Raw genomic sequence first — 24,034 nt, forward strand, 5'->3', positions numbered from 1 at the left:
GATCGAGGAGTAGCCTACTCGGTCGGTTCGGGATCGGTGGTCGCCGACTGTGGCGCGTCGCCGACGTCGATATCGGCCGTTGCGACGGCCTCGTCAGCATCAAGCAGTTCGCTGAGTCGGCGTTCGAACTCGGCGTCGGAGAGCTCCCCGGCAGCATACCGGTGTTTGAGCTCCTCGATCGCCGCGCGGTCGGTTGGCTCCGCCCGGCGGATCGCCAGCCATCGCCAGCCGATCCACAGCGCGAAGGCGGCGTTGGTGAGCCCGGTGGTCAGGATGAACACCCAGCGGGAGACGTACCCGCCGAGGTACGCAAACCCCGTCAGCGCCATGAGGTCGGCGGCGAGTACAAACCACAGGCCGATCATCAGATCGGTGATGAGGCCTTCGTCTGGGTCGACAGCCATCGATGGGTCGGTATTGTGACTGCCGGTAGATTACTGCTGTGATTGCCACACCGGCAACCGGTTGAGGGTGTGGCGAGAGCCTGGCGGCGCAGCGCGGTCGGTGACAACAGCTTATAGCCGCCAGCCACAACGATCGGTATGGACGCGACGGAAACGATCTATGAGGGTGAGGCGGGGTCGGTACACAGCTCGGCGGATGTCTCGGTGTACCTCCCGGAGTCGCTGTCGATGCCGGTGCCGAAGGCACTCCCGCAGGCGGTCAGTCGGAGCTTAGAGACCCCTGAGGGCGCGGTGCGGCTGGCGACCGATCCCGAGGCCGCCCGATCGCATCCGATCCGGGCGACGCTGTTGGCGGTGCTGTTCGAGCGGCTGCCGGCGTTTCGGTTTCGGCACTCGGATGCCTCGGCGACCAGCCCTGAGACCGCGCGGGTGCCGGTACAGGTCGCGGCGGCCGGCGACCGGCCGCTGGCCTGCTATCTCGCCGTTCAGGGGTTTAGCGACGCCCAGATCGCCGAGGTGATGGGCCTCGATGAGTCGACGGTGACGACCGCGATCGACGAGATTCACGAGCAAGCGAAATAACTGTCTGTGCGCTGACAGCCAGTAGGTTCTTATTCCGGCTGTCAAAACGGGGTGGCATATGAGTCAGGCCACGCTCGGCTCCGCGCATCGGAACTCCAAGCTGTTTTCGGGTTACTATCTGGAGGAACGTGTCGACGAGCTTGCGGCGAGGGACTACATCGCTGAGTCTAACGATAGAATCAGCAATTTAGTGACGACACGTCAGAACGATACATGATTATCTACCAGAACACGGCAGGCGGGTTTGTTGATGATGTTGTCCAGAACGCTATTATCGATGAGATAGTTGCTGGTTTCGAGACACAAGGAGTCGGAGGAGCCAGTCAAAACGAGATTCGCTCCTGGAAGAACTCACTGCAGTATATGTCTAATCTATTTTATAATTGTGACGTTCCGACTGATGCAGATGTAGCCATAGAGTTTCAGATCCCACTCACATCACGCCGGGTCGATTTCATGATATCTGGTCGGGATATTAACGACAACAAGAACATCACAATCATTGAATTGAAGCAGTGGGAAGGAAATCCTACAGAGCCAGTTCCGGACAAAGATGGTATTGTAAAGACGATTTTGGGTGGTGGAAAGCGCGAGACCACGCATCCGAGCTATCAGGCGTGGTCCTATTCTCGACTGATTGAAGATTTTAATCTGAAAGTACAGCAGGACGAAATCGAACTATGCCCGCTGGCCTACCTGCATAATTTCGATGAACAGTATAGAGAGCGGCTAGATCATCCGGCCTACAAACACTACACAAAGGAGGCACCGGTGTTTCTCAAACAAGATGTTGACAACCTCTCACGGGTTCTCGAATCAAAAATAGCCTCAACAAACAGTGAGAACCTGATTCAACAAATCGCAGACTCGGATCTCAAGCCGAACAAGAAACTGCAAGACTCACTCGGGGCAATGTTGGAGGCCAATGATGAATTTACGCTCATTGATTCTCAGAAGGTGGTCTTTGAACGCGCAGTTGAACTCGCTGAGAAGGCAAATCAGCAAAACAGCAAAAAGGTGCTAATTGTTGAAGGTGGTCCGGGGACAGGAAAGACGGTTGTCGCAATCAACATTCTCGCCGAGTTGATACAGGAAGATTATACTGCGCAGTACGTGTCGAAAAACAGGGCTCCAAGATCTGTTTATAAGAAAAAACTACGAGGAGACATGCTTGTCAAAGAGATAGATCATCTATTCAATGGTGCTGGTAGCTACGTTTCGACCTCATCCAATCAATTCCCGGCCCTCATTGCTGACGAAGCCCATCGATTGAACGAGGAATCGAATTTCTTCGGTAAAGGTGAAAATCAGATTATGGAGATCATCAACGCTTCGCAGTTCTCCGTCTTCTTCATTGACGAAAACCAACGCGTACACATTGACGACATCGGCTCTAGACAGGAAATAAAGAAGTTCGCCAATCAGATGAACGCAGATATCGAAGAGATGGAACTCGAAGCGCAGTTCCGTTGCAGCGGCTCTGATGGATACGTCGCGTGGCTGGATGATGTACTCGAAATCAGAGATACCGCAAATGCTGATGGGTTTGATCTGGAATTCGATGTTCGACTCTACGACGATCCTCAGAGCCTTCATCACGCGATTGAGCAGAAAAACAAAGCAGGAACGCTATCAAGAGTCGTTGCCGGATACTGCTGGGAGTGGGAGAAAGAGGGTAGAAGCGACTCCGACTACGTGGATATCGAAATCGGGGACTATCGAAAAAGCTGGAATCGTGATGGTGGTGATCCATGGGCAATTGACGAAGGATCAATTGATGAAGTCGGTTGTATCCATACCTGTCAGGGTCTAGAATTCGACTACGTGGGCGTGATTATCGGCCCCGATATGAAATACCGAGATGGCGAGATTGTCACGGATCACGAGGGCAGAGCGAGCACAGACTACTCACTGAGGGGTGTAAAGAAGATGATGAATGAAGACCCTGAAGAGGCGCAGAAAATCGTTGATGAAGTAGTGAAAAACACCTACAGGACGCTGCTCAGCCGAGGCCTGAAGGGCTGCTATATTTATTGCTGTGATGATCAACTTGAAGATTATTTGCGTACTCGGCTGGAGAACATCAACGGTTCAATTGAATTTTAGGCAATTCATCCGACAGCACAGTTTTATCTGATATCTATCTCTTGATTTGCAGTGATGAGTGATAATCTACGGGAGCTACAAAATCGTCAAGAGCAATTTATCGATGAACGTGGTTGGAACCAATTCCACACGCCAAAGAGCCTTGCAATGGCTATTTCGGTCGAGTCAAACGAACTGGTGGAATTGTTCCAATGGCATGATAATCTTCCAGCAGGGGCCTACGCTGAGGATTCCAAAATCCGTGATGATGTCAAAGATGAACTTGCTGATATCGTTATCTACTCGCTGAGTATGGCTTCTGCGTTCGATTTAGACCTATCTGAAGTAATCGAAACAAAACTTGAAAAGAACGAACAGAGATTTGACCTTACAGAATCTGAGGAAATCCGGGAAGAACTCTCTGAATGGAAGCGAAAAGAGGACTAGAATCGTAATCGACTCAATTGGCTTGATTCGGTGGCACGCTGGAAGCATCCGCGAGCGACCAACGGGAGCGAGCGCAGCTCTTTTTGATCCAGCTTTTTCAAGGAGCGGTCGCCGAACGCAGTGAGGCTACCTGACGCAGAAAAGCTGGGCTAAGTGAGTGCGGCATATACTTAGCCTGAACCAGCACTCTCTAAGTTTGTATTTCTGGCAAAAAATTAAGTTAGAGAGCGTCATATTCGCTTAGTAATGGATCATACGGATTTTGCGGCGGAGTATCCGGGAACGATCAACACGGATCAGGGGTATCCAACGTACAACCCTGATCCCCTTCCTCCGGAGTTCGAATACACACCGGAACTCATCGAAAAGCTCGCTGAAGCACGCGGTACTGTCGGGCAATTGGCCGGCATCGGGCAGATGGTGCAGGGCTCTCGAATGCTCTTACTGGGGCCGTTCATCCGACGCGAGGCGGTCTTTTCATCACGGATCGAAGGCACCTATGCTACGGTTTCGGCTGTCTATGCCCACGAAGCCGGGGAAGAAGACGCAATCGAAGGAACGACCCGGCATGAAGCAGCTGAGGTACTCAACTACGTGCACGCGACGCAGCGAGGGCTCGATGTCTTACCCGACGCTGCAATCACGGCTGATCTGTTGAAAGAGCTACACGAAATCCTGATGACAGATGTACGCGGCGGGGAAAAGAATCCGGGCCAGTACCGACCGGATCAACGCGCAATCGGGAGTCGAGATACGCGGGACGCCCGGTTTGTCCCACCGGCACCACATCACGTGTCCTACAAAATGGATGAACTGATCGAGTATATCCAGGACGGGCCAACCTTCGATCCACTTATTGATATCGCGTTCATCCACTATCAGTTCGAAACGATTCACCCGTTTACCGACGGTAATGGACGGATGGGTCGGTTATTGATCACGCTGTTGATGGACAAATACGGACTGCTTCCGGACCCCTTCCTCTATCTGAGTTCGTATTTCAATCAGTATCGGGATGAGTACGTTGATACGCTGTTCAATGTGAACTCGAAAGGCGAGTGGGAGGAATGGATCTCGTTTTTCCTCGATGGCGTCATCGATCAGAGCAAAGAGGTATTCATCCGTTCGAAAGAGTTGCTGGAGCTGCGTGAGGAGTACCGAGAGACATATCAGGGGCGGCAATCAGAAACGCTGCTGTCGATCCTCTATGAGCTGTTCAAAAACCCCGTCATCACAATTAAACAGGCGGAACAACGGGCGGATGTCGGGTATCAGGCGGCTCGAAACGCGATCTACGAACTCGAAAAAGAGGGTGTACTAGTGGAAGTAACCGGGAAAGAACGGTACAAAGTATATCACGCAACAGACATAATTGACGTGATAGAGAAACCGATTGAAGACCTCGTCGCTGATGTCGATGAGGAATTCGAAAAGTATCAATCCGAGTCAGCCGCTAACGGACAGGCATCCATCGAAGACTTCAATTGATGGTGAGGGTAGGCGAATATCCGCTAACAGAGTGTCTACCGCATAGGCGTCGCCATGAGCAAAGATCGGTCGCCGACGGCGATCTGACGCAAAAAAGTGAGTGTCAAGAATCATCAGTGGCCTCGAACTGCTCGACGACGTGTTCGCGGCTGGTGGTCTGATTCTGGCTTCGGGTCTCAGTCGCCTCTTCCATCGCCTCGGCTGTCTCCTCGGAGACGAGACCAGCGACGATCTCGGGTCGTGGGCCACCAGTCAATCGAACCAATGTCTCGCCTAACGTCTCGCCCTCTTTTTTGTGGGCTTCCACATACGAGTGAAACGCCTCCGAGACCTGAATCGACTTCGTTCCCATGTTATACATTCAGATATGAACTAACAAAACCATTTCTCCGATTTTTCTCGGTACTGACTACTCGAAGATTTCTGAGTCTTCAAGCGATCCGGATGTGTTCTGTTCGGGATCGATCCCCACTTCGCGGAGTTCTTTGTCTGTCGGTTCGCGCCCCGCCCCGTTGTACGCAGCGACTGCCTCGTCCAGCATTTCGAGGGCGTGCTGGCGAGTCTCGCCCTCCGTAGCCACGCCAGTGTCTTCATCGCGCACCAGCCACACCCCACCGTCTTCGGAACGTTCTAAGGAAATATGAGTTGGACTCACGCTCTCAGTGTTTTCGTCCGCCCCAGTATCCATAGGAACCTATGCAAGGTAGTACAGCAAAAACGTTCGGCAACGATAATAGAATCGACAGTCGAAGCAGCGCAGCAACTCAATAGCCGTCTTCGTGCGGGCCGACAGCCCACGCGTCGTGTTCGGTCGCCACACTGGTTTCCTGGGTGCCATCGTAGCCGTCGAACCCACTGAAGGTGCCACCGCGTTGTTCGACCATGTGGTTCGTTCAGCGGTAACCGAATAAAAGCGTTCGCCTGCCAACGATGTCAACAGCAGATTGAAACCGGTACTATCCGCAACATCACACACCGAGCCATATGCACGTCGACACCCCAGCGTTCGACCGCGAGACAGTCCGGTCGCTCATCGCGGTGCTGACACAGCTCAAAAACACCGACACGGCGACCGGCCACGACGACCTGCTCTCGGCGGCCATCGCCCGCGTCTGGGCGTGCTACGACGGCGAGCCATTCGAGATCGACCCGGAATCAATTACGGCCGCTGATGTCGAAACGGCCCACACCGCCCTCACAGCCCACAGCCCAACCCAGCAGGACGCACAGGCCTACCGCGAGGCCCACGGCACGCCACACCCCAACATGCCGCTGAAGATCGGCTTCGATTTCGTCGATACCGCCTCCCGGTACCGAACCGGCAGTCTGCCGTCGTTTCGCAGCTGGAAGGCGATCTACAGCTACGAGGGGGCGGTGATCGCCGAGCGCGCCTACGACCACGAGGACGCCATCGCGCTCCGCCCGGTGATCGACGATGTACGATACACAGCGACGGCAACGAAACGGGACGCCGACGGCACCGTGCGGGTTACCCTCACAGAACGCCCGTTCCGAACGGATATCGATGTCTACATCCACGAGAACACGGGCCAGACAGTAACGATCGAAGGCCACGATGGCCCAAACGTCCCGAGCGAAACCCACCCGATCAGCACACTGGAAGCCGCCCTCGACAGCGAGGGAGCCGACGACACCGAGATCTGCGTCACCGAATCCCTCGACGACGTGGTTGCGTTCATCGACGATCACGGCTGGGAGTACGACGCCGACGATGATGTCGACCTCCCGGAGTAACTGCTGTCAGCCGACCGCGACGTTCGACGCAGGCGACGAGTCTGCACAAACGGTATGATCACCGTCAGGAAACTAGCTCAAACGACCGCTCACTCGCCGTCGGGGTCGCCGAATGCCGCCGCGAGATCCAGCAGTTGCAACACGGCCGTATCACCGATCCGGTAGTACGTCCATTTTCCTTGCCGGCGTTTTCTGACGATCCCTGCGTCGGCGAGTTCCCGGAGGTGGCTGGCGACCGTCGACTGTGGCGCATCAAGGACGACCTGGAGTTCACACGCACACATTTCGCCATCTCGGAGGGCATCGAGAATCCGAACCCGAGACTCGTTGGCCAACGCTTTGAATACCGTCAGCTGGGCGTCGACCTGCGTCTCATCCGCGGCGAGGTCAAATAAGGAGGTCAGTCGCTCATCGGGGTTCTCATAGAGGCGTTCGAGGGTCTGACGTGTTGATTCCGGGACGGTGTCTGTCATACTCAGGTGTGTCTCGACGGCGGTTGTGTTCGATTCGATACTGATCGGGTCGGGCTAAAAGCGTTTGTGACCGTGACCGGGGTGGGCGACAGCGACTCAGAGCACGATGTTGAACAACAACCCGATCACCAGGATCCCCGATGCAAGCGTGCCCGCGTAGGCGGCGATCAACTCCTTTTGCATCACCTTCTTGAGGATCATGAACTGCGGCAGCGAGAGCGCGGCGACCGACATCATAAACGCGAGGCCGGTGCCGACCGGGAGCCCCTTACCGAGCAGCGACTCGACGACCGGAATCACCCCGAGGATGTCGGTGTACATCGGCACGCCGACAGCGACCGCGCCGAAGACACCCCACTGTCCAGAGAGGTAGGTCTCGACTAGCTGTTCGGGAAGGTAGCCGTGGATGAGCGCGCCGACCCCGACGCCGACGATGACATACGGGATGATCTCCAGGATGATCTCTTTGGCTTCGGCGTAAGCCTCTTCGAGCCGTTCGCGTCTGGTCGGCTCGTCAATATCGACCTCCGAATCGCCGAACTCGAAGTCGTCGACGTAGCGGTCAAATCCGAGGAGATTGAGCGAGTAGCCGCTTGTCATCCCGATGGCGATCCCGCTGACCGCATACAGCGCGGTCAACTCAAAGCCGACAACGCCCGGCAGGACGACGAGGGCGGCCTCGTTGATCATCGGCGAGACCGCCAAGAACGTGATCGTGATGCCGAACGGAATGCCCGCGCCGACCATCCCCAGAAAGATCGGGATCGTCGAACATGAGCAGAACGGTGAGACGATCCCCATGAGCGCGGCCAGCACGTATCCGGTGAAAGCCGTCTTCCCGTCGAGATAGTCCCGGATCTTCTCCGGCGGGAAGTAGGTGCGCAGGTAGGTAACCCCGAAGATCACGGCTGTCAGAATGGCGAGGATCTTCAGCGTGTCGTACACGAAGAAGTGAGCACTCGCTCTGGGGGCCCCAGTGAGGCCGATGGTGTCGACAACCCACGTTGCGAACTGCTTGAAGACCATTCCGGGTTAGACGTGCTCCGTGATGATCGATTCCAGTTCGGGTTCCGACGGCGTCGTGCCGCTGAAGACCATTTCGTCGTCGATCTCGAAGCCTGGCGTCGACATGACGCCCTTGGCGGCCAATTCGGTCATATCGGTTTCCTTCGTTACGTTGGCGTCGATACCATTGCGGTCGATAATCGCTTCGGCTGTCTCTTTGAGATCCGTACAGTTGCTACAGTTTGATGGCCCGTAGACGGTGATTTTCATTGTCTTTCTCCTGTGTTGATACCGACAACCGTTCGTCGATCTGTACCGGTCGTGTCGGCAGTTGTCTCCGACATACATATCGGTAAAATACGGTATGTGTTAAATACATTTCGAAGAATTCCGATTTGTATATAATCTGTCGATGATATAATTTTATTAATCGAATCGGGATTACAATCGAAACAGCGAAATGATGCCATTTTAGCCATATTACAGCACAAAAAGCGACGAGCAGTTCAATAGCAGCGCTTGCTCGATCACAATATTGAATCAAAAATACTCGATATGAATTTCCGAATCAAATCCAGTAGCTTCGAAAACAGGTTACCTCGACTGCAATCAGTCGAGTGCTCCCGGAAGACGGCTGTATCACGCTGCGAGTCGCTCGCGGCAGGCGATATTCGGGTTGGATGGGTGGCTTTGGCTCATGATCGGTTCGCTGAGCGGAAGGAGATGCAAAAACGGAGTGCGGTGTGACTACTTAACAGCAGTCGTCGCCAGCACCGCAGGCGCTGCCGTAGTCGATACCGATCTCCCGGCCGAGGGCGTCGTTACACCGCATCAGCAGCGAGTTGAACTCGAATTGGCTCTGTTCGCGCTGGGCGTTGCGAAGCTCCTCGCCGAGTTCTTCGGCGGCTGCCAAGACCTCTTGCTCGGAGGTGCTCAACAGCACCCACCTCCCGAGGACTGGGCGAACTCCATCCCGATCGGCTCGCTGATCACGTCGTTGGTCTCCTGGAGCAACTCGACCAACGCTGTCTGTGCCTGCCTGTGTTGTTGGATCGTCTCGTTTTGCTCCAACTCCTCTTGGATCTCCTGGAGTTCGGCCATGAGCTCCTGATCGAAGCTCGTCTGCAACTGTCGCTGTTTCTGTCGGTACCCATCGAGCAGCGCCATGGCCTCGTCGTCGTTTTCGAGCCGTTCGTTCGCGGCCATGAACTCCTGGTACGTGTCGCTGTTCTCGATGGCGTCGATGAACGCCTGTAGCTTTCCTTCGACTGCGTCTTCGACGGGTTGGGTTTCACTCATTGTTGTGACACCTCTGCGGTTTGTTTGTCGGTGAGTTCAGCCAATCCGCTCACAGCGTCGCCGAACGCGCTGAGTTCTGCAAGGCCGATGGGCTCATCCTGTCGGAGCGGCGCGCACATCAATGGCGTCTCGAAGCGATCCTTGATTTCGCCGAGATACTGCTGCTGTTGGGCTCGCCGGTTAGCGAAAAAGGCGTTGTCGCCGTACTCCTCGGGCAGGAGGTAGTTGGCGACGACAAAGGCGGTCTCGATGCCGACCTGATCCTTCAGATCCTCGGCCGCGCGATGAGCTTCCATCATCGGCGTGTACTCGGGGTACATGACGAAGGCAAACGAGCTTTTGTCTGGGTTCTGCATCGTCTCGATGACGTTGTCGTACTGGTCGCCTTTCGCGGGCGCGGCACCCTTCGTCAGCGAGCCGAGATCCATGAAGCCCTTCCAGTCCGACGGGAGTTCGAGCAGTCGCAGGGTGTGGCCGGTCGGGGCGGTATCGAAGACGACGATGTCGTAACCATCCTCGTCGAAGTAGCCCACGAACTTTTCGAGAGCCGCCATCTCCTCGGCGCACGGCGACTCCAGTTCCTCCTCAACGTTTGCGATAGCCGCGTCAACGTCGATCTCGGTGTCTTCCTTCTCGGCGTACATCTCGGTGACGTGATCGAGAACCTGCTGGCGGTACTCTTCGAGGGCCTTCTCTTGGTCGATGCGGGCTGCATCGAGGTTTGCTTGGCTTACTGAGGTCGGATCGTGGCCGACCGGTTCGCCGAAGATGTCTTCGAGATGGGCGGCCGGATCGGTCGTCACCACGAGCGTCTCGTAGCCCGCCTCGGCGAGTTTGGTCGCCGAGGTTGCAGCGATGGTCGACTTACCGACGCCGCCCTTCCCGGTGAAGAACAGATAGCGTGTCTCGCCGTCGACCGGCTGGAGCTTTTCGGTAACAGCGTCAGGATCGGTCAGCGAGTCGAAGTCGATCGCCTCGTCGGTGTCGACGTTGGTTGCCGCCCCCACGTCGACGGTCGCTTCGTCGCCATCGTAGAGGACGCCACCCACGTCGGCCAGGAGGTCGAGCCCGGCGATCTCGCCGGGCTGCAGCGGGTAGGTTGCCATCGCCTCGGCGTCGAACTCCTCGCGTGCGCGCTTGATGACCGCCTGTTCGTCCTCGCGTTTGCCCTCGAAGAAGGGGTCTTCACAGACCGATTCGGGCAGATAGCCGTTGATAATGAGGAGCTGTGATTCGATGCCCAACTCGCCAAGATCCGACGCGCTCCGCTGGATCTCGTCGATCGAGGAGTCCTCTGGCTTGCCGACGAAGGCAAACGACGTTTGCTCGCTGTCTTGGAGGGTGTCGATAGCGCGCTCGTAATCCTGCTTGCGCTCCTCCATCGAGGCGGCGGGGCCGATACAGGTCGAGCCGCCCTTTTCGAGTTCAGCGTTCCAGTCGGAGGGGAGCTCCATCAGCCGGATCGTGTGGCCCGTGGGTGCGGTATCGAAGACGACCACGTCGTACGCCGGGGAATCCATGAAGTCGACAAAGTTGTCGAAGGCGGCGATCTCCTCGACACACGGGCTGTTGAGCTGTTCTTCGACCGCCTGGATCTGCTCGTCGTCGAGCAACTCTCTCATCGGCTCGATGGTCTCTTGGCGGTACTCCTCGGCAGCCTCGTCGGGATCGATCTCGATGGCCGAGAGGTTGTCGATGTCGTTGATCCCGGTGACCTCGTGGCCGATCTCTTGGCCGAAGATGTCCGAGAGATTCGGCGCGGGGTCGGTCGTCACCAGCAGGGTGTTGTAGTCGTTGTCGGCGAGCCACGTCGCTGTCGCACAGCTGACGGTGCTCTTGCCGACGCCGCCTTTCCCGCTGAAGAAAACGAACTCGGTGTCTTCGCCGCTCGGTTCAACGATCTCTCGGGCGTCTGTCGTTGGTTGCGTCGTTGCCATTACTTAGGCCTCCTGCGGTTGGTCGGCGCGCAGTTCAGCCGCCAGCTCGTCGTAGGAGAGGTACTCCTCCTTGGCAACGATCTCGCCGTCGACAGTCGTGATCGGGAGGATTTCAGGGCCATTCTCCTGGACGAGGTCGTAGATCTCCTCGGTGTTGAGGAACTGATCGATGTTGTGCTGCATGTTAGCACGCGAGATCTCGGCCTCGTCGAACTCATCTTCGAGTTGGTCGAGTGCAGCACTCAGTTCGACGAGTTCGTCGTCGGGGTTGGGGCCACAGACACCCGTCGAACAACACATCGCTTCTTCGTAGAGTTTGAGTTGGGTCATTGGTTGCGTAATCGGTAATCAAACGAGTCTCGACTGTGCGGAACTATCGACCGTGATCAGGGTTGTCTCGACTCGATCTCATTTGAGCAAAACATGAACCGTACACCTAAACGTTTCGATGATCACTAACGCAAGCTGGCTCGAACCAACTCAGCCGGCGAAGCTATCGAGTGCACACGAGTCGGTGTCTGTCTCGGTGAGCGTGAGACGGGTGAGAGGAGGGCGCGCTTGCGATAAAAACGGTTCTTAGACATCGAACGGGGGCATAGCGGATGATGGTCACGCCGACCACCTCGCTATCCAGTGAGTCACTCACCGGATACATCGCCCCTGTGATCAGCTCACTATCGGTGAAATTGACGCGTGTGTAGTCGGCCAGTAAATTAAATCAGCTGAAGAAATAGTAAATCGTTTTTATCTCGTTGATTGCACAGATCTGTCTCAGGCCGCAATCGTTATTTGAGTATCAGTCAAAATGAGTAGTATGTCAACGACAGAGCGGCTCCAGCGGTATCTCACCGACGAACTGGGGAGTTGCACGAACGAGACACTCCAAGAGCGGCTTGAGGAGCTTGAGGAATTAGACACCGCGGTTGACGGCCCTGATATCGAGACCGATATCGCCGTGCTCTCGGCGGTGTCCAACGAGACACGATACCGGATTCTCCGGATTCTCCACACGGCGTCCGATGAGCTGTGTGTCTGTGAGTTCACGCCGCTGCTGGAGGTCAGCGACAGCGCGATCAGTCACGCCCTGTCGCAGCTGACCGACGCCGGATTGATCACGCGCCGGAAAGACGGCAAGTGGCGAAAGTACGCCACCACGCCGAAAGCCACCGCGCTGCTTGTCGCTCTTGATGGCGCGCGCGAGCTGTAGCTGGCGACTGTGGATCAGCGTCTAGTAGTATGAGCCAGCGGCACACAGGTGCGACATCCGGTTTCGTTGGCACCGCCCTGTTCTCAGCCGGAGTCCGCAGCGACAACTGAATCAAGTAGCCCCCGAACGGTAGCGGCCGTCTCCGTCCAGTCGGGTTGAGTCTCGTACCGCTCGCGGGCAGCCTGTCCCATCGTCGCCAGCCGGTCGCGGTCGGCCGCCAGCGTCGTGATCGCGTCGGCGACAGCGGCCACGTCGCCGGGGTCGACGAGAAACCCATTCTCGCCGTCGGTGACAATGTCGGTCGCGCCGCCGGCTCGCGAGGCGACCGCCGGCAGCCCGAAGCCCATCCCTTCGAGATAGACGATGCCGTACCCCTCATACTGAGACGGCACGGCCAAGAGGTGATGCTCGCGGAACGCCGCGGCGAGGGACGCGTCGTCGATGCCGCCGGTGAACGTGACACGCTCGCTCAGCCCGTGGCCGGCGACGCGGTCGTGACAGCCCGAGACGTAGCGCTCGTCGACCGGGGTGCCGACGACTGTGAGTTCAGCGTCGCCGTCGGCGGCTGCCAGCCCGTCGATGAGCGTGTCGACGCCTTTTCGCGGCGTGATGTTGCCGACGAACAGCACGCGGAGTGGCTCCTCGCGTGCACGTTCGTCGATCTGTTCGTCCGCAATCACTGGGTCGAATCGGTCGCCGGCCGGCGGTGCGATCACCGTCCGCTCGGCGTCGACACCGAGATCGGTGACGACATCGCGGGTGACGCTGCTGTTACAGACGACGCCGTCAACGCTCCGGAGATAGCGACGCTCGACCGCTCGATACAGCGGCCGCAGGCGTCGGTTCTCACTCGCTCGGAGATGGTGGACGATGCTCACAATCGGCGTCGAGAGCCGTTGGTTCGTCCACGCCAAGGAAGGATGAGCGAGTTCGTCCTGTAGCAACACGTCGTAGTCGCCAGTGAGTCGCCGTCGCAGCCGGCGGGAGACGTTGTCGAGGAGGCCGCGCGGGTAGGATCGCCACGGGAGTTCGATCACCTCGACCGTCTCGCCGGCCGCTCGGAGTTCCGCCATGAGTTGGCGGTCGTAGTGAAAGCCGCCCGACTGGGTGTCGAGTTCGCCGTAGACGACGAGGCCGATCTTCATCCGCGATCCCTCCGTGGCCTCATTCGCGGTACCCCAGCGCGCCCAGTCGATCGTCGGCCGTGTCGCCCCCGTAAACCCGACTTACCGGCAGCGACTCCGGCGGCTCCAGCGTCGGCGTTCGCGTCTGCTGGTCGGTAGCCATCGTTTCCGCCCACGGAACGGTGATGAGCGCGGGCACGGGCGTTTCCATCGGGTGGCCGTACAGTCCCCACTCGCCGAAGAGGTTGCCGTGATCAGCCGTGATGGCGACTCGGCCGTCGACGTTCTCGCAGAGCGATTCGACCTCGCTGAGCACGTAGTCGAGATTCGCGCTGTAGGCTGCCCAGACACGGTCGACGCTGACCTCGTTCTGTCGCAGCGCGACCCACGGGTTCCCCGTGTTGCTGTGACTGCCAGCCCGCACCAGTCCGTCGTCGCCGTCGAGCGGATCGGGGACAAAGGGGTGGTGCGGTTGCATATAGTGGACGACGAGGCGATCAGGCGCGGTTTCACGCGCAAGCGCGATAGCGCGATCCGTGACCGCCGCTGGTGGGATCGTGTTGTGTCCGTCGTCCCACGCGTATTTCCAGACCTCATCGAGGGCGGCGAAGGCGTCGGCATCGAGATAGCGATCAGTCCACGTGTTTCCGGTCACCATGACCGTTCGGTCGGATTCGGGGTGACCGCCGAAGGTGTTTTCCAGCCACTCCGAGGAGGAACTGCCGACCGAGCGGATCGAGCCGATCTCGGGAAGAAAGTCGTAGTCGTCAGCGACTGCCGCGAGCAGGTCGGCCCGACAGCCATCAAGGACGACCAACACATCCCACGGCCGCTCGAAGACGTTCGTCCCGTACGGCAGCCGCCGGCCGACCGCTTGGATGGCTCGCAGATAGGCCGTCCCGAGTCGGCTCATTCCCGGTTCTACCACGGCGGGATTTCGGCCGAGACTGTCAAAACCCCATCGGCGAGACCCCGGCCCAGCACCAACCATCCCAAGGGAATTTTACCCCTCGCGCGTGCGGTGAGAGGTGTGCACTGTCTGTTCGTCGGTGCGGGCTCGATTGCCTCGTCGTACGTCGACGGCCTCGCCGAGTCTGAACTCACACTAGCTGGCGTCTGTGATCTCGACGCCGACCGCGCCGAAGCTCTCGCCGCGAGCCACGACTGTCCCGTCTTCGACGATCTCGATGCTGCCCTCGACGCACTCGACGCGCCGCTGGTCGTCAATCTGACGAGCCACGCGGCCCACGCCGAGGTTACGCGAACCGCCCTCGCAGCTGACCGCCACGTCTACTCGGAGAAACCGCTCGCTCTCGATAGTGGGACGGCTGGCGAGTTGGTCGAGATGGCCCGCGAGCGGAACCTCGCGCTTGGCTGCGCACCGGCGTCCGTGGACGGGCCGACTCAACAGCGAGCCCGTCGTCTGCTTGGCGAGGGTCGACTCGGCCCCGTTCAACTGGCCTACGCGCACGCCCACGTCGGCCGCGTCACCGACTGGCACGACCGCCCCGACTCCTTTCTCTACATCGGGCCGCTGTACGACGGCGGGGTCTACCCGCTATCGCTGCTGGTCGCGTGGTTCGGCCCCGTCGACCGCGTCCGTTTTGCCGACAGTCTCGATCCGTGGCCCGAGCGAGAGCCCCAACGACCCGAGGCCGACAGCCACGTCGAGGCGACGCTGGCATTTCGAGCCGGCCCGACGGTGCGGCTCACGGCGAGTTTCTACGCGCCCCACCGAAGCCGGGAGTTCTACGGGCTGGAACTCCACGGCGACGACGGCTCGCTGTATCTCGACAACACCGGCCGGATGGAGCCAGCCACTGACGCCGTCCAGTACGGCGGCCTCGGTCGGTCGTACACGATCGTCCCGCCGCAGTCGCCGGCTGACGCACGCGCCTACATCGACGCCGTAGACGACCTCGCCGCGAGCATTGCTGCCGGCGAGCCGGATCGCCGAACAGCGCGCCGGGGGGCTCACGTCGTCGCCGTCTGCAACGCCATCGAGACGGCGGCCGCGGAGGGTGGCCCAGTCGACGTATCGAGCCACGGGGTGGTGGTTCCGGATGAGACGCAGTTGACGGCGACGACAGCCAGCGATGACCACCCGCTGTCGTTACCGCCGATTGGGTTCGGCTGTTCGCGCTACCGCGGCGACGAGTACGTCGACCGCAAGGCGTCGATTGCGACCGCCCTCGATGCGGGCTACCGGCTGCTCGACAGCGCGGAGCTGTACGGCAACGAGTTCCGAATTGGTGAGTTGCTGGCCGCGCCGGGGTCGCCGGATCGAGACCACCTGACGATCCTCGGAAAGGTTTGGCGAACGAACCACCGACAGGAGCACCTGCTGGCGGCCTGCGAGGGCAGTCTCGACGAACTCGGGATCGAGGCCTTCGACTGCTATATGTTGCATTGGCCCGAGGCGTGGGCCCATCAGGGGCCGCTGGATCGGCTGGCCGAGAAACCGGTCGACGAACAGGAGGCCCTGACATTTCCGACCGACGACGACGGCGAGATCCAGACGGCGTCGATCCCGCTCGCGGAGGCGTGGGCGAATCTGGAGACGGTCGTCGAGCGAGGTTGGGCTGAGACGCTCGGCGTCTGCAACGTCTCGCAGCCGCAGTTAGAGACGATCCTCGAATCGGGGTCGATCCCGCCGGCTGTCGTCCAAATCGAGCGGCATCCTTACCAGCCGCAGTCTGAGCTTGTCGAGTTCTGTCGCGACCATGATATCGCTGTCGTCGCCCACTCGCCGCTGTCGGCTCCGGAGCTGTTGGACGAGCCGGTATTGGCTGAAATCGGAGAAAAATACGACCTCTCGCCGGCCGGCGTCGTGTTGGCGTGGAACGCGACCCGCGGCGTCGCCCCGATCCCATCGAGTACGACCACCGATCATATTGTCGCCAACGCGGCCGCGGTGGCAACGCGGCTCGCTCCGGACGACTGCAGCCGGATCGAAGATCTCCGCGATCCCGAGTTCAGCCGCTAACGATCATTCCGGCGATACGATTATGTGGATTCCGGCTGGTGTAAACGTATGAGCACGGATACAAGCACCCTCTCGCCGGAACCCGGATCGCTGAACGCACTCGCCTACGTCGGCATTATCGCCGCCGTTGTCTCGGCGGTCATTCACCTCCGGCTCGGCGTCGGCTTCATCGACTCGCCGCTCGGAATCAGCTTTATTCTGGCCGGTCTCGGCTTTTTTGGCGCGGTCGCCCTTGTCCTCATCAACTACCGCCGCCGGACGGTCTATGCGGTCGGCATTCCGTTTACCGCGATCCAGATCGTTCTCTGGTACGTGTTCAACTTCGCTGCCGGCGACAAGGCGTTCCCGGCCGATGTCGGCACACTCGGCGCGATTGATAAGATCGCACAGGTCGTGTTGATCGCCGTGTTGGTCGTACTGCTTCGTGAGTGATCGCGTACGGCCGTGGGCGCGCGCCGCGTCCAGTTCCAGCCACGTCGCCGTCGGCCGTGTCGTCCTCCCGCTGCTCGCGGCCGTCATGGTTGGCCTCGCGGTTGCGGTGTTGCTTCCGGCTGCGCCCGCGGCGTGGTCACCGGTGTCGCCCGCCGCTGTCGCCGCCGCGTTCGCCGCCGGACAGCTGTGGGTTGTCGCTCACAACACCGCTCCCACAGAACTCGGCGAGGAGCCGATCGGCTATCTCTTCGGCCTTGCAAACGCGATAACCGAGCTTCGAAGTGGCCTCTATGGCGTCGTCGCTGGTCTCGCTGTCGCCGCGCCGACAGCGGCCGTCGCGTGGCTGCCCGGCCTCTGCTACGGCGTTGGTGTCGCTCTCGACAAACTTGACGGCACCATCGCTCGGACGGTCGGTCGCGAAACTCCGCTCGGCGAGCGGCTGGATATGACCGTCGACACTGCCGGCTTCGTCGCCGCGCCGGTCGTCGCCGTTCTCTGGGGCCTGCTGCCGTGGTGGTATCTGTTGCTGTCGGCGGCGCGGTACGTGTTTCTCGGCGTGCGGTGGCTGCGACGTGCCCGTGGGCTTCCGGTCTTTGAGCGGCCCGACAGCGACCTTGGAAAATACCTCGCGGGCGTCCAGATGGCCTTCCTGACGGCCGTGTTGCTGCCGGCAGTACCGACCGATCTCGGCTGGCGGCTCGCGCCGGTCGTCCTCGCGCCGTCGCTGGCTGTCTTCGGCCGCGACATCCTGGCGATCAGCGGGCTGTACCCGCTTGGAGGGCGCAAGGAGGATTGAAGCCGGTCGCGGTCGTACCTCGCCCGTGCTCTTTCCGACTCACCTCGTCGTCGCCGCGGGCATCGGAATCGTGAGTCGACTCCGCGCCGCGGTATCAGGGTCGTCGACGGGAGCCGCGTCTCAGCCACCGTTGTCTATCGGCTGGCTGGTCATCGGGGCCGCGCTACCCGATGTTGTCGATAAACCGCTGGGGATTGCGGGCGTGACGGAGCTGTTTCACTCGGTCGGCCACAGCGCGCTCGTGCTGCCGGTGATGGTCGCCGTCGCTCTCGCCAGTCGGCAGGGACTGGCGCTTGCCATCGGCTGGGGATCGCACCTGTTCCTTGACGCGCTGCACGTCGTCATCAACGGTCGGCCGAGCGACGCGCTGTTCTTCGGCTGGCCGGTCGTGTCGCCGCCGAATCCGCCCGCGATCCCGCCGGGCGAGTTCTTTTGGTACTACCTCGGTAGTCTGTCGTTTTACCTCGAAGTGCTGCTGTGGCTAGCCGTTGGCGGGCTTGTCGTGTGGTCGCTGCGGCAGGGCCAGCGACACACCGACCTGAGTCGATGACGCCGGGGCTTTGAGGCTTCGACTCGATAGTTCGCCAACCACATGACGGGACTCCTTGCCGAGGTCGGTGCCATGATCGTCGGGCTCGATCAGCTTGCTGCCGACCTGCTCGTCTCGATCCGCGACCCCGCAATCACGAAAGTGATGAACTCCGTGACTGGCCTCGGCTCGGCGACCGCGGCGGCGGTCGTAGTCGGGCTGTTCTATCTGGCTGACTACCACGAGGAGGTCGCAACATCGGTGCTCGCCCTCGGACTCACCGGGCCTGTCGTCCTGACGCTGATGGGGCTCGTCCAGCGACCGTTCCCGGCGAATCCGGTCTGTGTCACGAGCGGCGAAATGGTCGCCCACTCGTTTCCGTCCGGGCACGCAGCCAGCGTCACCGTTTTTGCGCTCCTCGCCGCGCGCTCCGAGCGGCTCCCGCTCGCGCCCACGGCCGTCCTCGCTGCGATGATCGCGCTCTCGCGGATGTATCTCGGGACGCACTATCTCTCGGATACGCTCGCCGGCATCGGAATCGGTGCGGCCGCGTTTATTGTGGCGACGCGCTGGCTGACCGATAGCCGGCAGGCGATTGTGACCTACATCCAAAACCGGTAGCACGCAGCTTAGTACGTGAGGACGACCTGCAACACTGACTCCGAGCGGTCGTCAAGCAGTTCGTAGGCATCGGCCGCCTGCTCGAAGGGGATTCGGTGGCTGATGAGTCGCTCACAGTCGAGGCGGTCGAGCCACTCGACGGCGGTGTCGAACCGCCGCTGGCGATCCCAGCGGCCGCGACGGGCCGGGTCGATCGTGCTCACCTGACTGGAGACGAGTTCGATCCGGTCGCGGTGGAACGAGCCGCCGAGGTCAATAGGGGCCTGTTTTTCGCCGTACCAGGAGCCGACGACGACCCGACCGTCGTAGCCGACGGCGTCGATGGCGTCGTTGAGGACGGCAGGCTCCCCAGAGAGTTCGACGGCGAGATCACAGTCGCTCAGTTCGGCTGCGGCGTCGTCAGGTGTTAGCGTTCGATCCGCACCCATCGCCCGCGCCGCCTCACGACGGCCAGCGAGTGGTTCCACGACGACGAGCTCATCGAGCGGGAACGCCGATAGCAGCCGGGTCGTACAGAGGCCGACGACACCGGCCCCGAACACGACGACCGACTCGCCGAGCCGCGGTTCACTGTCAAGCACGAGGTTGGTCGCCGTTTCGACCGTCGGCAGCAGGCTGCCGTGAGCGGGCGAAACGTCCGCGGGCAGTGGTACGAGGTCGTCCGGGTCGGCCGTAAACTGGGTCTGGTGGGGCCGAAAGGCGAACACCGACCGATCCAGCCAGTCATCGGCCACGTCGCTGCCGGCAGCGACGACGGTGCCGGCGGCGGCGTAGCCGTACCGCATCGGATACTCGAAGGTGTCGTCGAAGGCCTCGATGTTTTCGTCGACCGGGAGGTCGGTCGGCATCTCGTCGCGGTAGACGAGTAACTCCGAGCCGGCACTGATCGCGGAGGCATCGGTTGCGACGACGACCTCGCTGGGATCGGGATCGATGCTGACCGGGCGATGATCGACTGTCTCTGGGCCGGTGAAATACAGTGCGGTCTCGCTCATAGGCGGGAGGGCGATCGAGCGGGGTGGGGCATCTCAGTCGTCTCCGGTCGCCGCCTGTGGGTGGTCGAACTCAACGATCGTCCCCTCATACCGGCAGTCTTCGAGGGCGTGTTTGGCGGCGTAGCCCGCGTCGTGGGCGGTCGTGCCGCGGCCGACACCAACCTTCAGCTCAACGCCGACGTCGTCTTCAACGTGATCGATCGCCTCACGATAGGCCTCCGGGGACAATTCGGGACAGACGGCGATGATGTTGTCGCCGCCGACGAAGAAAGAAAGCGCGCCGTGGGCCTCACGCATATACTCCATCAGTGAGGCGTAGCTGCGCTCAATATGGATGAAAGAGTCAAACTCGTTGAGTTGGTCGGTGTACTTGCCCGTCGCATCGTTGACATCGAAGTGGGCGATATGTGTCGTGGCGTCGGCATCGGTGCTCAGCGGCTCGCCGGCGAGTACCTCGGTGCGACCCTCGTCTTGGGCACTGCCGGCGGCCTGAATCTGCTCAGTCGCTTCGTCGAGTGCGGCTGCCGGCGTCTCGGCGGTACCGATCCCGAGGCTGACGGTGACCGGATACCGGTTGCGGACGCTTTCTTGGAGGGCTTTGTGGCCGGCACGGCCGATGCCGTTGGTGACGGCGATCATGTTGTCGAACCGGCTGAAGAAGACGTAGCCGCCGCGGCTGCCGATGAACTGGGCGAGGTCGGCAAACAGCCGGGACTGCATGGTCTGGAGATCCATCTCCCGGCGTGGCTCGGGGGTGACCGTCCACGGCCCGTAGTTGTCGATCTGAATGAGAGTCAGCTGGGTCGTCACAGGGATCTATACGTGACGCTACAGTTAGTGTCTTTCCGTTAGCGGGGGTCGGCGAACCGAGCGTTTCAATTCGGTACGGCGGCGAGACCACCCATGAGCTACGAGGGGATCGTCCTCGATGTCGATGGCACGGTCGTCCGTGAGTCAGCACCGATCGACGGCGCGGCCGAGGGGCTGGCGGCCGTCGATGACGCGGGGATCCGACGGGTGTTCTGTTCGAACAATCCCACCAAACGACCCGATGCCTACGAGGAGCGGTTTGCCGAGGCCGGCTTTACCGTCTCGGCAGATGAGGTATTCACCGCCGGGACGATCACGACCGACTACCTCCAAACCGAACACGCCGACGAACAGGTGTTTCTTGTCGGCGAGGCCGGCCTCCGAGACCAGCTTGTCGACGCCGGGCTGTCGCTGACGACCGACCCACGAGCGGCCGATGTTGTCGTCGGCTCCCTGTCGACAGAGTTCGACTACGAGACGCTCTGTGAGACGATCATCGCCATGGCCGACGAACCCGCCTTCGTCGGCACCGACCCGGATACGGTCATCCCACAGGATGGCCCTGACCGCCCGGGGTCGGGGGCGATCATCCACGCGATGGAGGGCGTTATTGACCGCTCGGTCGATGTGATCTGTGGCAAGCCGTCGGCGTACGCCCGCGAGACAGTCCTCGACTATCTCGGTGTTCCCGCCGAGGACTGTCTCGTCGTTGGCGACCGACTCAACACCGATATCGAACTCGGCGCGGCCGCGGGGATGACAACGGCGTTGGTGACGACTGGGATCATGGATCGATCAGCTGTGGCGGACTCGGCAGTCACGCCGGACTACATCATCGACTCGCTGGCCGAGCTCGGGGCGGTCATCGACGGGACGGCCCAGCGGTACGTCGCCTGAGATCCCGGGCAGCCGCCTGAGCGCACTGGTATGGTACTGTCTGACAAAGGATTATATACGGTGACAGTCTGCCTCATGGTATGGTACCACATCACTCACCATACGTCTTCGGGGACGAACCGCCAACACCGAGCCGCCACGACCCCGAGGGTTGCGATATCGTAATTATCGACGGGACGGCAATGACCTACCGGCACCACCGCGTTCGCCAGCAAGCGTAGGTCGCTCCGAACGTGGCTCTCGTGGCCGCGATTGCGCACAGATCAGTCAAGAACAACCGATTCCTCGCCGTCGAGGATGTGGGTCTCCGCCCCGCTCCCGGTCGCCTGTACCTCCCGTTCCCACTCGTCGGTATCGACTTCAATCGGCGGGAACGTGTCATAGTGCATCGGGAACGCGTGCTCGACATCGAGCCAGTCGACAGCAACGGCCGCCTGCATAGGCCCCATCGTGAAGTGATCGCCGATCGGGACGGCCGCCGCGTCGGGTTCGAGATACGGCCCGATCACGTCTTTCATCTCGCTCATCAGGCTGGTGTCGCCGGCGTGGTAGAACGTCGTCGACTCGCTGTCGGCGAGCTGGGTTGGTTTGGTGTCGCTGATGACGAAGCCCGCGGGCATCCCGCCCTCGTACTCGTGTTCGGTGTTGATCCCGTTGGTGTGGTCGGCCCGTACCATCGACACGAAGGCGTCGTCGCATTCGACGGTGCCGCCGAGGTTCATGCCGATGCCGCCGACAGCCTCCTCGAAGTCCAATTCGGCTTTCGCGTAGCTGACGACCTCCGGTGTCGCCACCAGCGTCGCGTCCGCGAAGTGCTCGGCGTGACCGATGTGGTCGGCGTGGGCGTGGGTGAGCAGGAGGTAGTCCGGGGTGTCCACGTCCTCAGGCTCCAACTTGGTGTGAGCGTTGTCGAAGAAGGGGTCGATCAGCAGGGTTGTGTCGTCGACCGTGAGGTGCCATGCGGAATGCCCGTGATAGGTGAGTTCGAACGACATAGTCAGCGTATACTACCGCCAGCAGCCATATAAAACTCGGCCGCGGTGACCACAACACGTTTTTGCTCACCACCACGACAGCCGATATGCACCTTGTCCGCTTCCGCGATCCATCCGGTACCATCCGACAGGGCACTGCCACCGACGACACCGTCGTCTTCGGCGACCAAGAGTACGCCCGCGACAGCGTCGATATCCTCCCGCCCTGTGAGCCGACGAAGATCATCTGTGTTGGCCGCAATTACGCTGACCACGCCTCCGAGCGCGATTCGGATGTGCCGGATCGCCCGCTGTTGTTCCTCAAACCGCCGAACGCCGTCGCCGCCCCCGAGTCGACGGTGACGCTGCCGGCTGGTAAGGAGCGGATCGACTGGGAGGCCGAGTTCGCGGTCGTCATCGATGAGCAGTGCCGCAACGTCGCCGCGGCCGACGCCCTCGATGTCGTTCGCGGGTATACCTGTCTCAACGACATCTCCAACCGCGACGACCAAGACCGCGAACAGAACTGGGTGCGCGGGAAGGCCTTCGATAACGCCGCGCCGCTCGGCCCGGTGATAGCGACGCCCGACGAGGTGCCCGACGACGCCAGCATCGAACTCCGGGTTAACGGCGAGACCAAACAGGACGCGGCGGTCGACCAGTTTTACTTCTCAGTCTCGGAGCTAATCGCGGAGATTACCGAGCACATGACATTGGAGCCGGGCGACGTGATCTCAACGGGGACGCCAGCCGGCGTCGGCGCGCTTTCAGATGGCGACCATGTCGAAGTCGAGATCGAGGGGATCGGCACGCTGGAACACGGCGTGGTGATCCCGGATAGCGACTGATCGGCCCCGAAGCGTTTTGAGTCATGCCGAGCTACGGAGTTGTATGGCACGAGCCGATTCGGGCGAGACGGACGCTCCAACCCGAGAAATCCGTCTGCTGAAAAATCCGGACGGTCGGTGAACCGCTCGTGATCTCCGTGTCGGGCTGACTACACAAGGCGAGAGCCGGCAAGACGTACTCGACAATCTCGACGCTGTCGTCGCGGCAGTCGACGGCGACGGTGGGGAGCCGCCAACCGACGAAGAAATTCGTGCTCTGGGTGTTGATCCTGCGGTTGCTCGTTCGCAACGCAACGCGCACCGATAGGCAAGCACAGTCACCGCGCTGACCAACCGACAA

The 24,034-nt window shown here is 60.4% G+C and carries 29 protein-coding genes and 1 pseudogene; 15 read left to right on the top strand and 15 right to left on the bottom strand.

Annotated features, from left to right (window positions below; all coding sequences use genetic code 11):
* Positions 1-14: 14 nt before the first annotated feature.
* Entirely contained in the window at positions 15-404 is a 390-nt protein-coding gene (locus DM826_RS09240) for an SHOCT domain-containing protein (protein ID WP_205738830.1), read from the bottom strand.
* A 138-nt stretch (positions 405-542) separates the two neighbouring features.
* Here DM826_RS09240 and DM826_RS09245 point away from each other — a divergent pair, with 138 nt between their 5' ends.
* From DM826_RS09245 to DM826_RS09260, 4 genes are all read left to right on the top strand, one after another.
* Positions 543-986, top strand: coding sequence for a hypothetical protein (locus DM826_RS09245; protein WP_120103111.1), 444 nt, complete (start codon positions 543-545; stop codon positions 984-986).
* A gap of 213 nt (positions 987-1,199) precedes the next feature.
* Positions 1,200-3,092 carry a DUF2075 domain-containing protein gene (locus DM826_RS09250; protein ID WP_120103112.1) on the top strand — a complete coding sequence of 631 codons (1,893 nt, stop codon included), beginning with the start codon at positions 1,200-1,202 and terminating at the stop codon, positions 3,090-3,092.
* A 54-nt stretch (positions 3,093-3,146) separates the two neighbouring features.
* Positions 3,147-3,518, top strand: coding sequence for a nucleotide pyrophosphohydrolase (locus tag DM826_RS09255; protein ID WP_120103113.1), 372 nt, complete (start codon positions 3,147-3,149; stop codon positions 3,516-3,518).
* Positions 3,519-3,764: 246 nt separating this feature from the next.
* Entirely contained in the window at positions 3,765-5,006 is a 1,242-nt protein-coding gene (locus tag DM826_RS09260) for a Fic family protein (protein WP_120103114.1), read from the top strand.
* 103 nt (positions 5,007-5,109) lie between these two features.
* Here the strand turns inward: DM826_RS09260 and DM826_RS09265 are convergent, their stop codons facing one another.
* On the bottom strand, positions 5,110-5,358 hold the full coding sequence (locus DM826_RS09265) for a hypothetical protein (RefSeq protein ID WP_120103115.1): 249 nt from the start codon (positions 5,356-5,358) through the stop codon (positions 5,110-5,112).
* A gap of 57 nt (positions 5,359-5,415) precedes the next feature.
* Positions 5,416-5,694: a type II toxin-antitoxin system HicB family antitoxin gene (locus DM826_RS09270; protein WP_165853292.1), complete on the bottom strand. Its 279-nt coding sequence runs from the start codon at positions 5,692-5,694 to the stop codon at positions 5,416-5,418.
* Positions 5,695-5,990: 296 nt separating this feature from the next.
* Between DM826_RS09270 and DM826_RS09275 the strand changes: the two genes are divergently transcribed.
* Positions 5,991-6,761, top strand: a complete 771-nt coding sequence (locus tag DM826_RS09275) for a hypothetical protein (protein ID WP_120103116.1) — start codon at positions 5,991-5,993, stop codon at positions 6,759-6,761.
* Between the two features lie 89 nt (positions 6,762-6,850).
* Here the strand turns inward: DM826_RS09275 and DM826_RS09280 are convergent, their stop codons facing one another.
* From DM826_RS09280 to arsD, 7 genes are all read right to left on the bottom strand, one after another.
* Positions 6,851-7,234 carry an ArsR/SmtB family transcription factor gene (locus DM826_RS09280; protein WP_120103117.1) on the bottom strand — a complete coding sequence of 128 codons (384 nt, stop codon included), beginning with the start codon at positions 7,232-7,234 and terminating at the stop codon, positions 6,851-6,853.
* A 96-nt stretch (positions 7,235-7,330) separates the two neighbouring features.
* On the bottom strand, positions 7,331-8,260 hold the full coding sequence (locus DM826_RS09285; protein WP_120103118.1) for a permease: 930 nt from the start codon (positions 8,258-8,260) through the stop codon (positions 7,331-7,333).
* A gap of 6 nt (positions 8,261-8,266) precedes the next feature.
* Positions 8,267-8,509: a thioredoxin family protein gene (locus DM826_RS09290; protein ID WP_120103119.1), complete on the bottom strand. Its 243-nt coding sequence runs from the start codon at positions 8,507-8,509 to the stop codon at positions 8,267-8,269.
* 481 nt (positions 8,510-8,990) lie between these two features.
* Positions 8,991-9,182, bottom strand: a complete 192-nt coding sequence (hcsS, locus tag DM826_RS09295) for a halo-CC-star protein HcsS (protein WP_120103120.1) — start codon at positions 9,180-9,182, stop codon at positions 8,991-8,993.
* On the bottom strand, positions 9,173-9,538 hold the full coding sequence (gene hcsL, locus DM826_RS09300) for a halo-CC-star protein HcsL (protein ID WP_120103121.1): 366 nt from the start codon (positions 9,536-9,538) through the stop codon (positions 9,173-9,175). The genes hcsS and hcsL overlap by 10 nt, the downstream gene beginning before the upstream one ends.
* Positions 9,535-11,475: an arsenical pump-driving ATPase gene (arsA, locus tag DM826_RS09305; RefSeq protein ID WP_120103122.1), complete on the bottom strand. Its 1,941-nt coding sequence runs from the start codon at positions 11,473-11,475 to the stop codon at positions 9,535-9,537. The genes hcsL and arsA overlap by 4 nt, the downstream gene beginning before the upstream one ends.
* Positions 11,476-11,478: 3 nt before the next feature.
* The gene (arsD, locus tag DM826_RS09310) at positions 11,479-11,805 is read right to left on the bottom strand and encodes an arsenite efflux transporter metallochaperone ArsD (protein ID WP_120103123.1); all 327 of its coding nucleotides are present in this window, start codon (positions 11,803-11,805) and stop codon (positions 11,479-11,481) included.
* A 484-nt stretch (positions 11,806-12,289) separates the two neighbouring features.
* Between arsD and DM826_RS09315 the strand changes: the two genes are divergently transcribed.
* Complete coding sequence (locus DM826_RS09315) at positions 12,290-12,682, top strand: ArsR/SmtB family transcription factor (protein WP_120103124.1); 393 nt, start codon at positions 12,290-12,292, stop codon at positions 12,680-12,682.
* 83 nt (positions 12,683-12,765) lie between these two features.
* Here DM826_RS09315 and DM826_RS09320 read toward each other — a convergent pair whose 3' ends face one another.
* Positions 12,766-13,827, bottom strand: a complete 1,062-nt coding sequence (locus DM826_RS09320; protein WP_120103125.1) for a glycosyltransferase family 4 protein — start codon at positions 13,825-13,827, stop codon at positions 12,766-12,768.
* Positions 13,828-13,846: 19 nt separating this feature from the next.
* On the bottom strand, positions 13,847-14,719 hold the full coding sequence (locus tag DM826_RS09325; RefSeq protein ID WP_120103126.1) for an alkaline phosphatase family protein: 873 nt from the start codon (positions 14,717-14,719) through the stop codon (positions 13,847-13,849).
* Positions 14,720-14,836: 117 nt separating this feature from the next.
* Between DM826_RS09325 and DM826_RS09330 the strand changes: the two genes are divergently transcribed.
* The 5 genes from DM826_RS09330 to DM826_RS09350 all read left to right on the top strand — a co-directional run bounded on the left by DM826_RS09330 (position 14,837) and on the right by DM826_RS09350 (position 19,170).
* Positions 14,837-16,792 (top strand): aldo/keto reductase, encoded by a 1,956-nt coding sequence (locus DM826_RS09330; protein ID WP_120103127.1) that lies wholly within the window; start codon positions 14,837-14,839, stop codon positions 16,790-16,792.
* A 48-nt stretch (positions 16,793-16,840) separates the two neighbouring features.
* Complete coding sequence (locus tag DM826_RS09335) at positions 16,841-17,224, top strand: DUF7475 family protein (protein ID WP_120103128.1); 384 nt, start codon at positions 16,841-16,843, stop codon at positions 17,222-17,224.
* An 85-nt stretch (positions 17,225-17,309) separates the two neighbouring features.
* Entirely contained in the window at positions 17,310-18,020 is a 711-nt protein-coding gene (locus DM826_RS09340) for a CDP-alcohol phosphatidyltransferase family protein (protein WP_120103160.1), read from the top strand.
* A 25-nt stretch (positions 18,021-18,045) separates the two neighbouring features.
* Entirely contained in the window at positions 18,046-18,570 is a 525-nt protein-coding gene (locus DM826_RS09345) for a metal-dependent hydrolase (protein ID WP_120103129.1), read from the top strand.
* A gap of 42 nt (positions 18,571-18,612) precedes the next feature.
* On the top strand, positions 18,613-19,170 hold the full coding sequence (locus DM826_RS09350; protein WP_120103130.1) for a phosphatase PAP2 family protein: 558 nt from the start codon (positions 18,613-18,615) through the stop codon (positions 19,168-19,170).
* Positions 19,171-19,178: 8 nt separating this feature from the next.
* On the opposite strand, the gene DM826_RS09355 is transcribed toward DM826_RS09350, so the two are convergent.
* On the bottom strand, positions 19,179-20,165 hold the full coding sequence (locus DM826_RS09355) for a zinc-dependent alcohol dehydrogenase (RefSeq protein WP_120103131.1): 987 nt from the start codon (positions 20,163-20,165) through the stop codon (positions 19,179-19,181).
* A 33-nt stretch (positions 20,166-20,198) separates the two neighbouring features.
* The gene (locus DM826_RS09360) at positions 20,199-20,975 is read right to left on the bottom strand and encodes a GTP cyclohydrolase III (protein ID WP_120103132.1); all 777 of its coding nucleotides are present in this window, start codon (positions 20,973-20,975) and stop codon (positions 20,199-20,201) included.
* A 93-nt stretch (positions 20,976-21,068) separates the two neighbouring features.
* On the opposite strand from DM826_RS09360, the gene DM826_RS09365 reads away from it, so the two are divergent.
* Both DM826_RS09365 and DM826_RS13070 read left to right on the top strand, forming a co-directional pair.
* A complete protein-coding gene (locus tag DM826_RS09365) occupies positions 21,069-21,872 on the top strand; it encodes an HAD-IIA family hydrolase (protein ID WP_120103133.1) in 804 nt (267 codons plus the stop codon).
* A gap of 80 nt (positions 21,873-21,952) precedes the next feature.
* Positions 21,953-22,093, top strand: a complete 141-nt coding sequence (locus tag DM826_RS13070; RefSeq protein WP_165853293.1) for a hypothetical protein — start codon at positions 21,953-21,955, stop codon at positions 22,091-22,093.
* A gap of 42 nt (positions 22,094-22,135) precedes the next feature.
* Here DM826_RS13070 and DM826_RS09370 read toward each other — a convergent pair whose 3' ends face one another.
* Positions 22,136-22,867 (bottom strand): metal-dependent hydrolase, encoded by a 732-nt coding sequence (locus DM826_RS09370; RefSeq protein ID WP_120103134.1) that lies wholly within the window; start codon positions 22,865-22,867, stop codon positions 22,136-22,138.
* 86 nt (positions 22,868-22,953) lie between these two features.
* Here DM826_RS09370 and DM826_RS09375 point away from each other — a divergent pair, with 86 nt between their 5' ends.
* Complete coding sequence (locus DM826_RS09375) at positions 22,954-23,694, top strand: fumarylacetoacetate hydrolase family protein (protein ID WP_120103135.1); 741 nt, start codon at positions 22,954-22,956, stop codon at positions 23,692-23,694.
* Positions 23,695-23,827: 133 nt separating this feature from the next.
* Positions 23,828-24,001: pseudogene (locus DM826_RS13415) on the top strand (type II toxin-antitoxin system HicB family antitoxin); the annotation flags it as partial.
* Between the last annotated feature and the right edge of the window lie 33 nt (positions 24,002-24,034).

The organism is Halonotius aquaticus (genome assembly GCF_003605575.1).
GTDB classification, from domain to species: Archaea; Halobacteriota; Halobacteria; order Halobacteriales; family Haloferacaceae; genus Halonotius; species Halonotius aquaticus.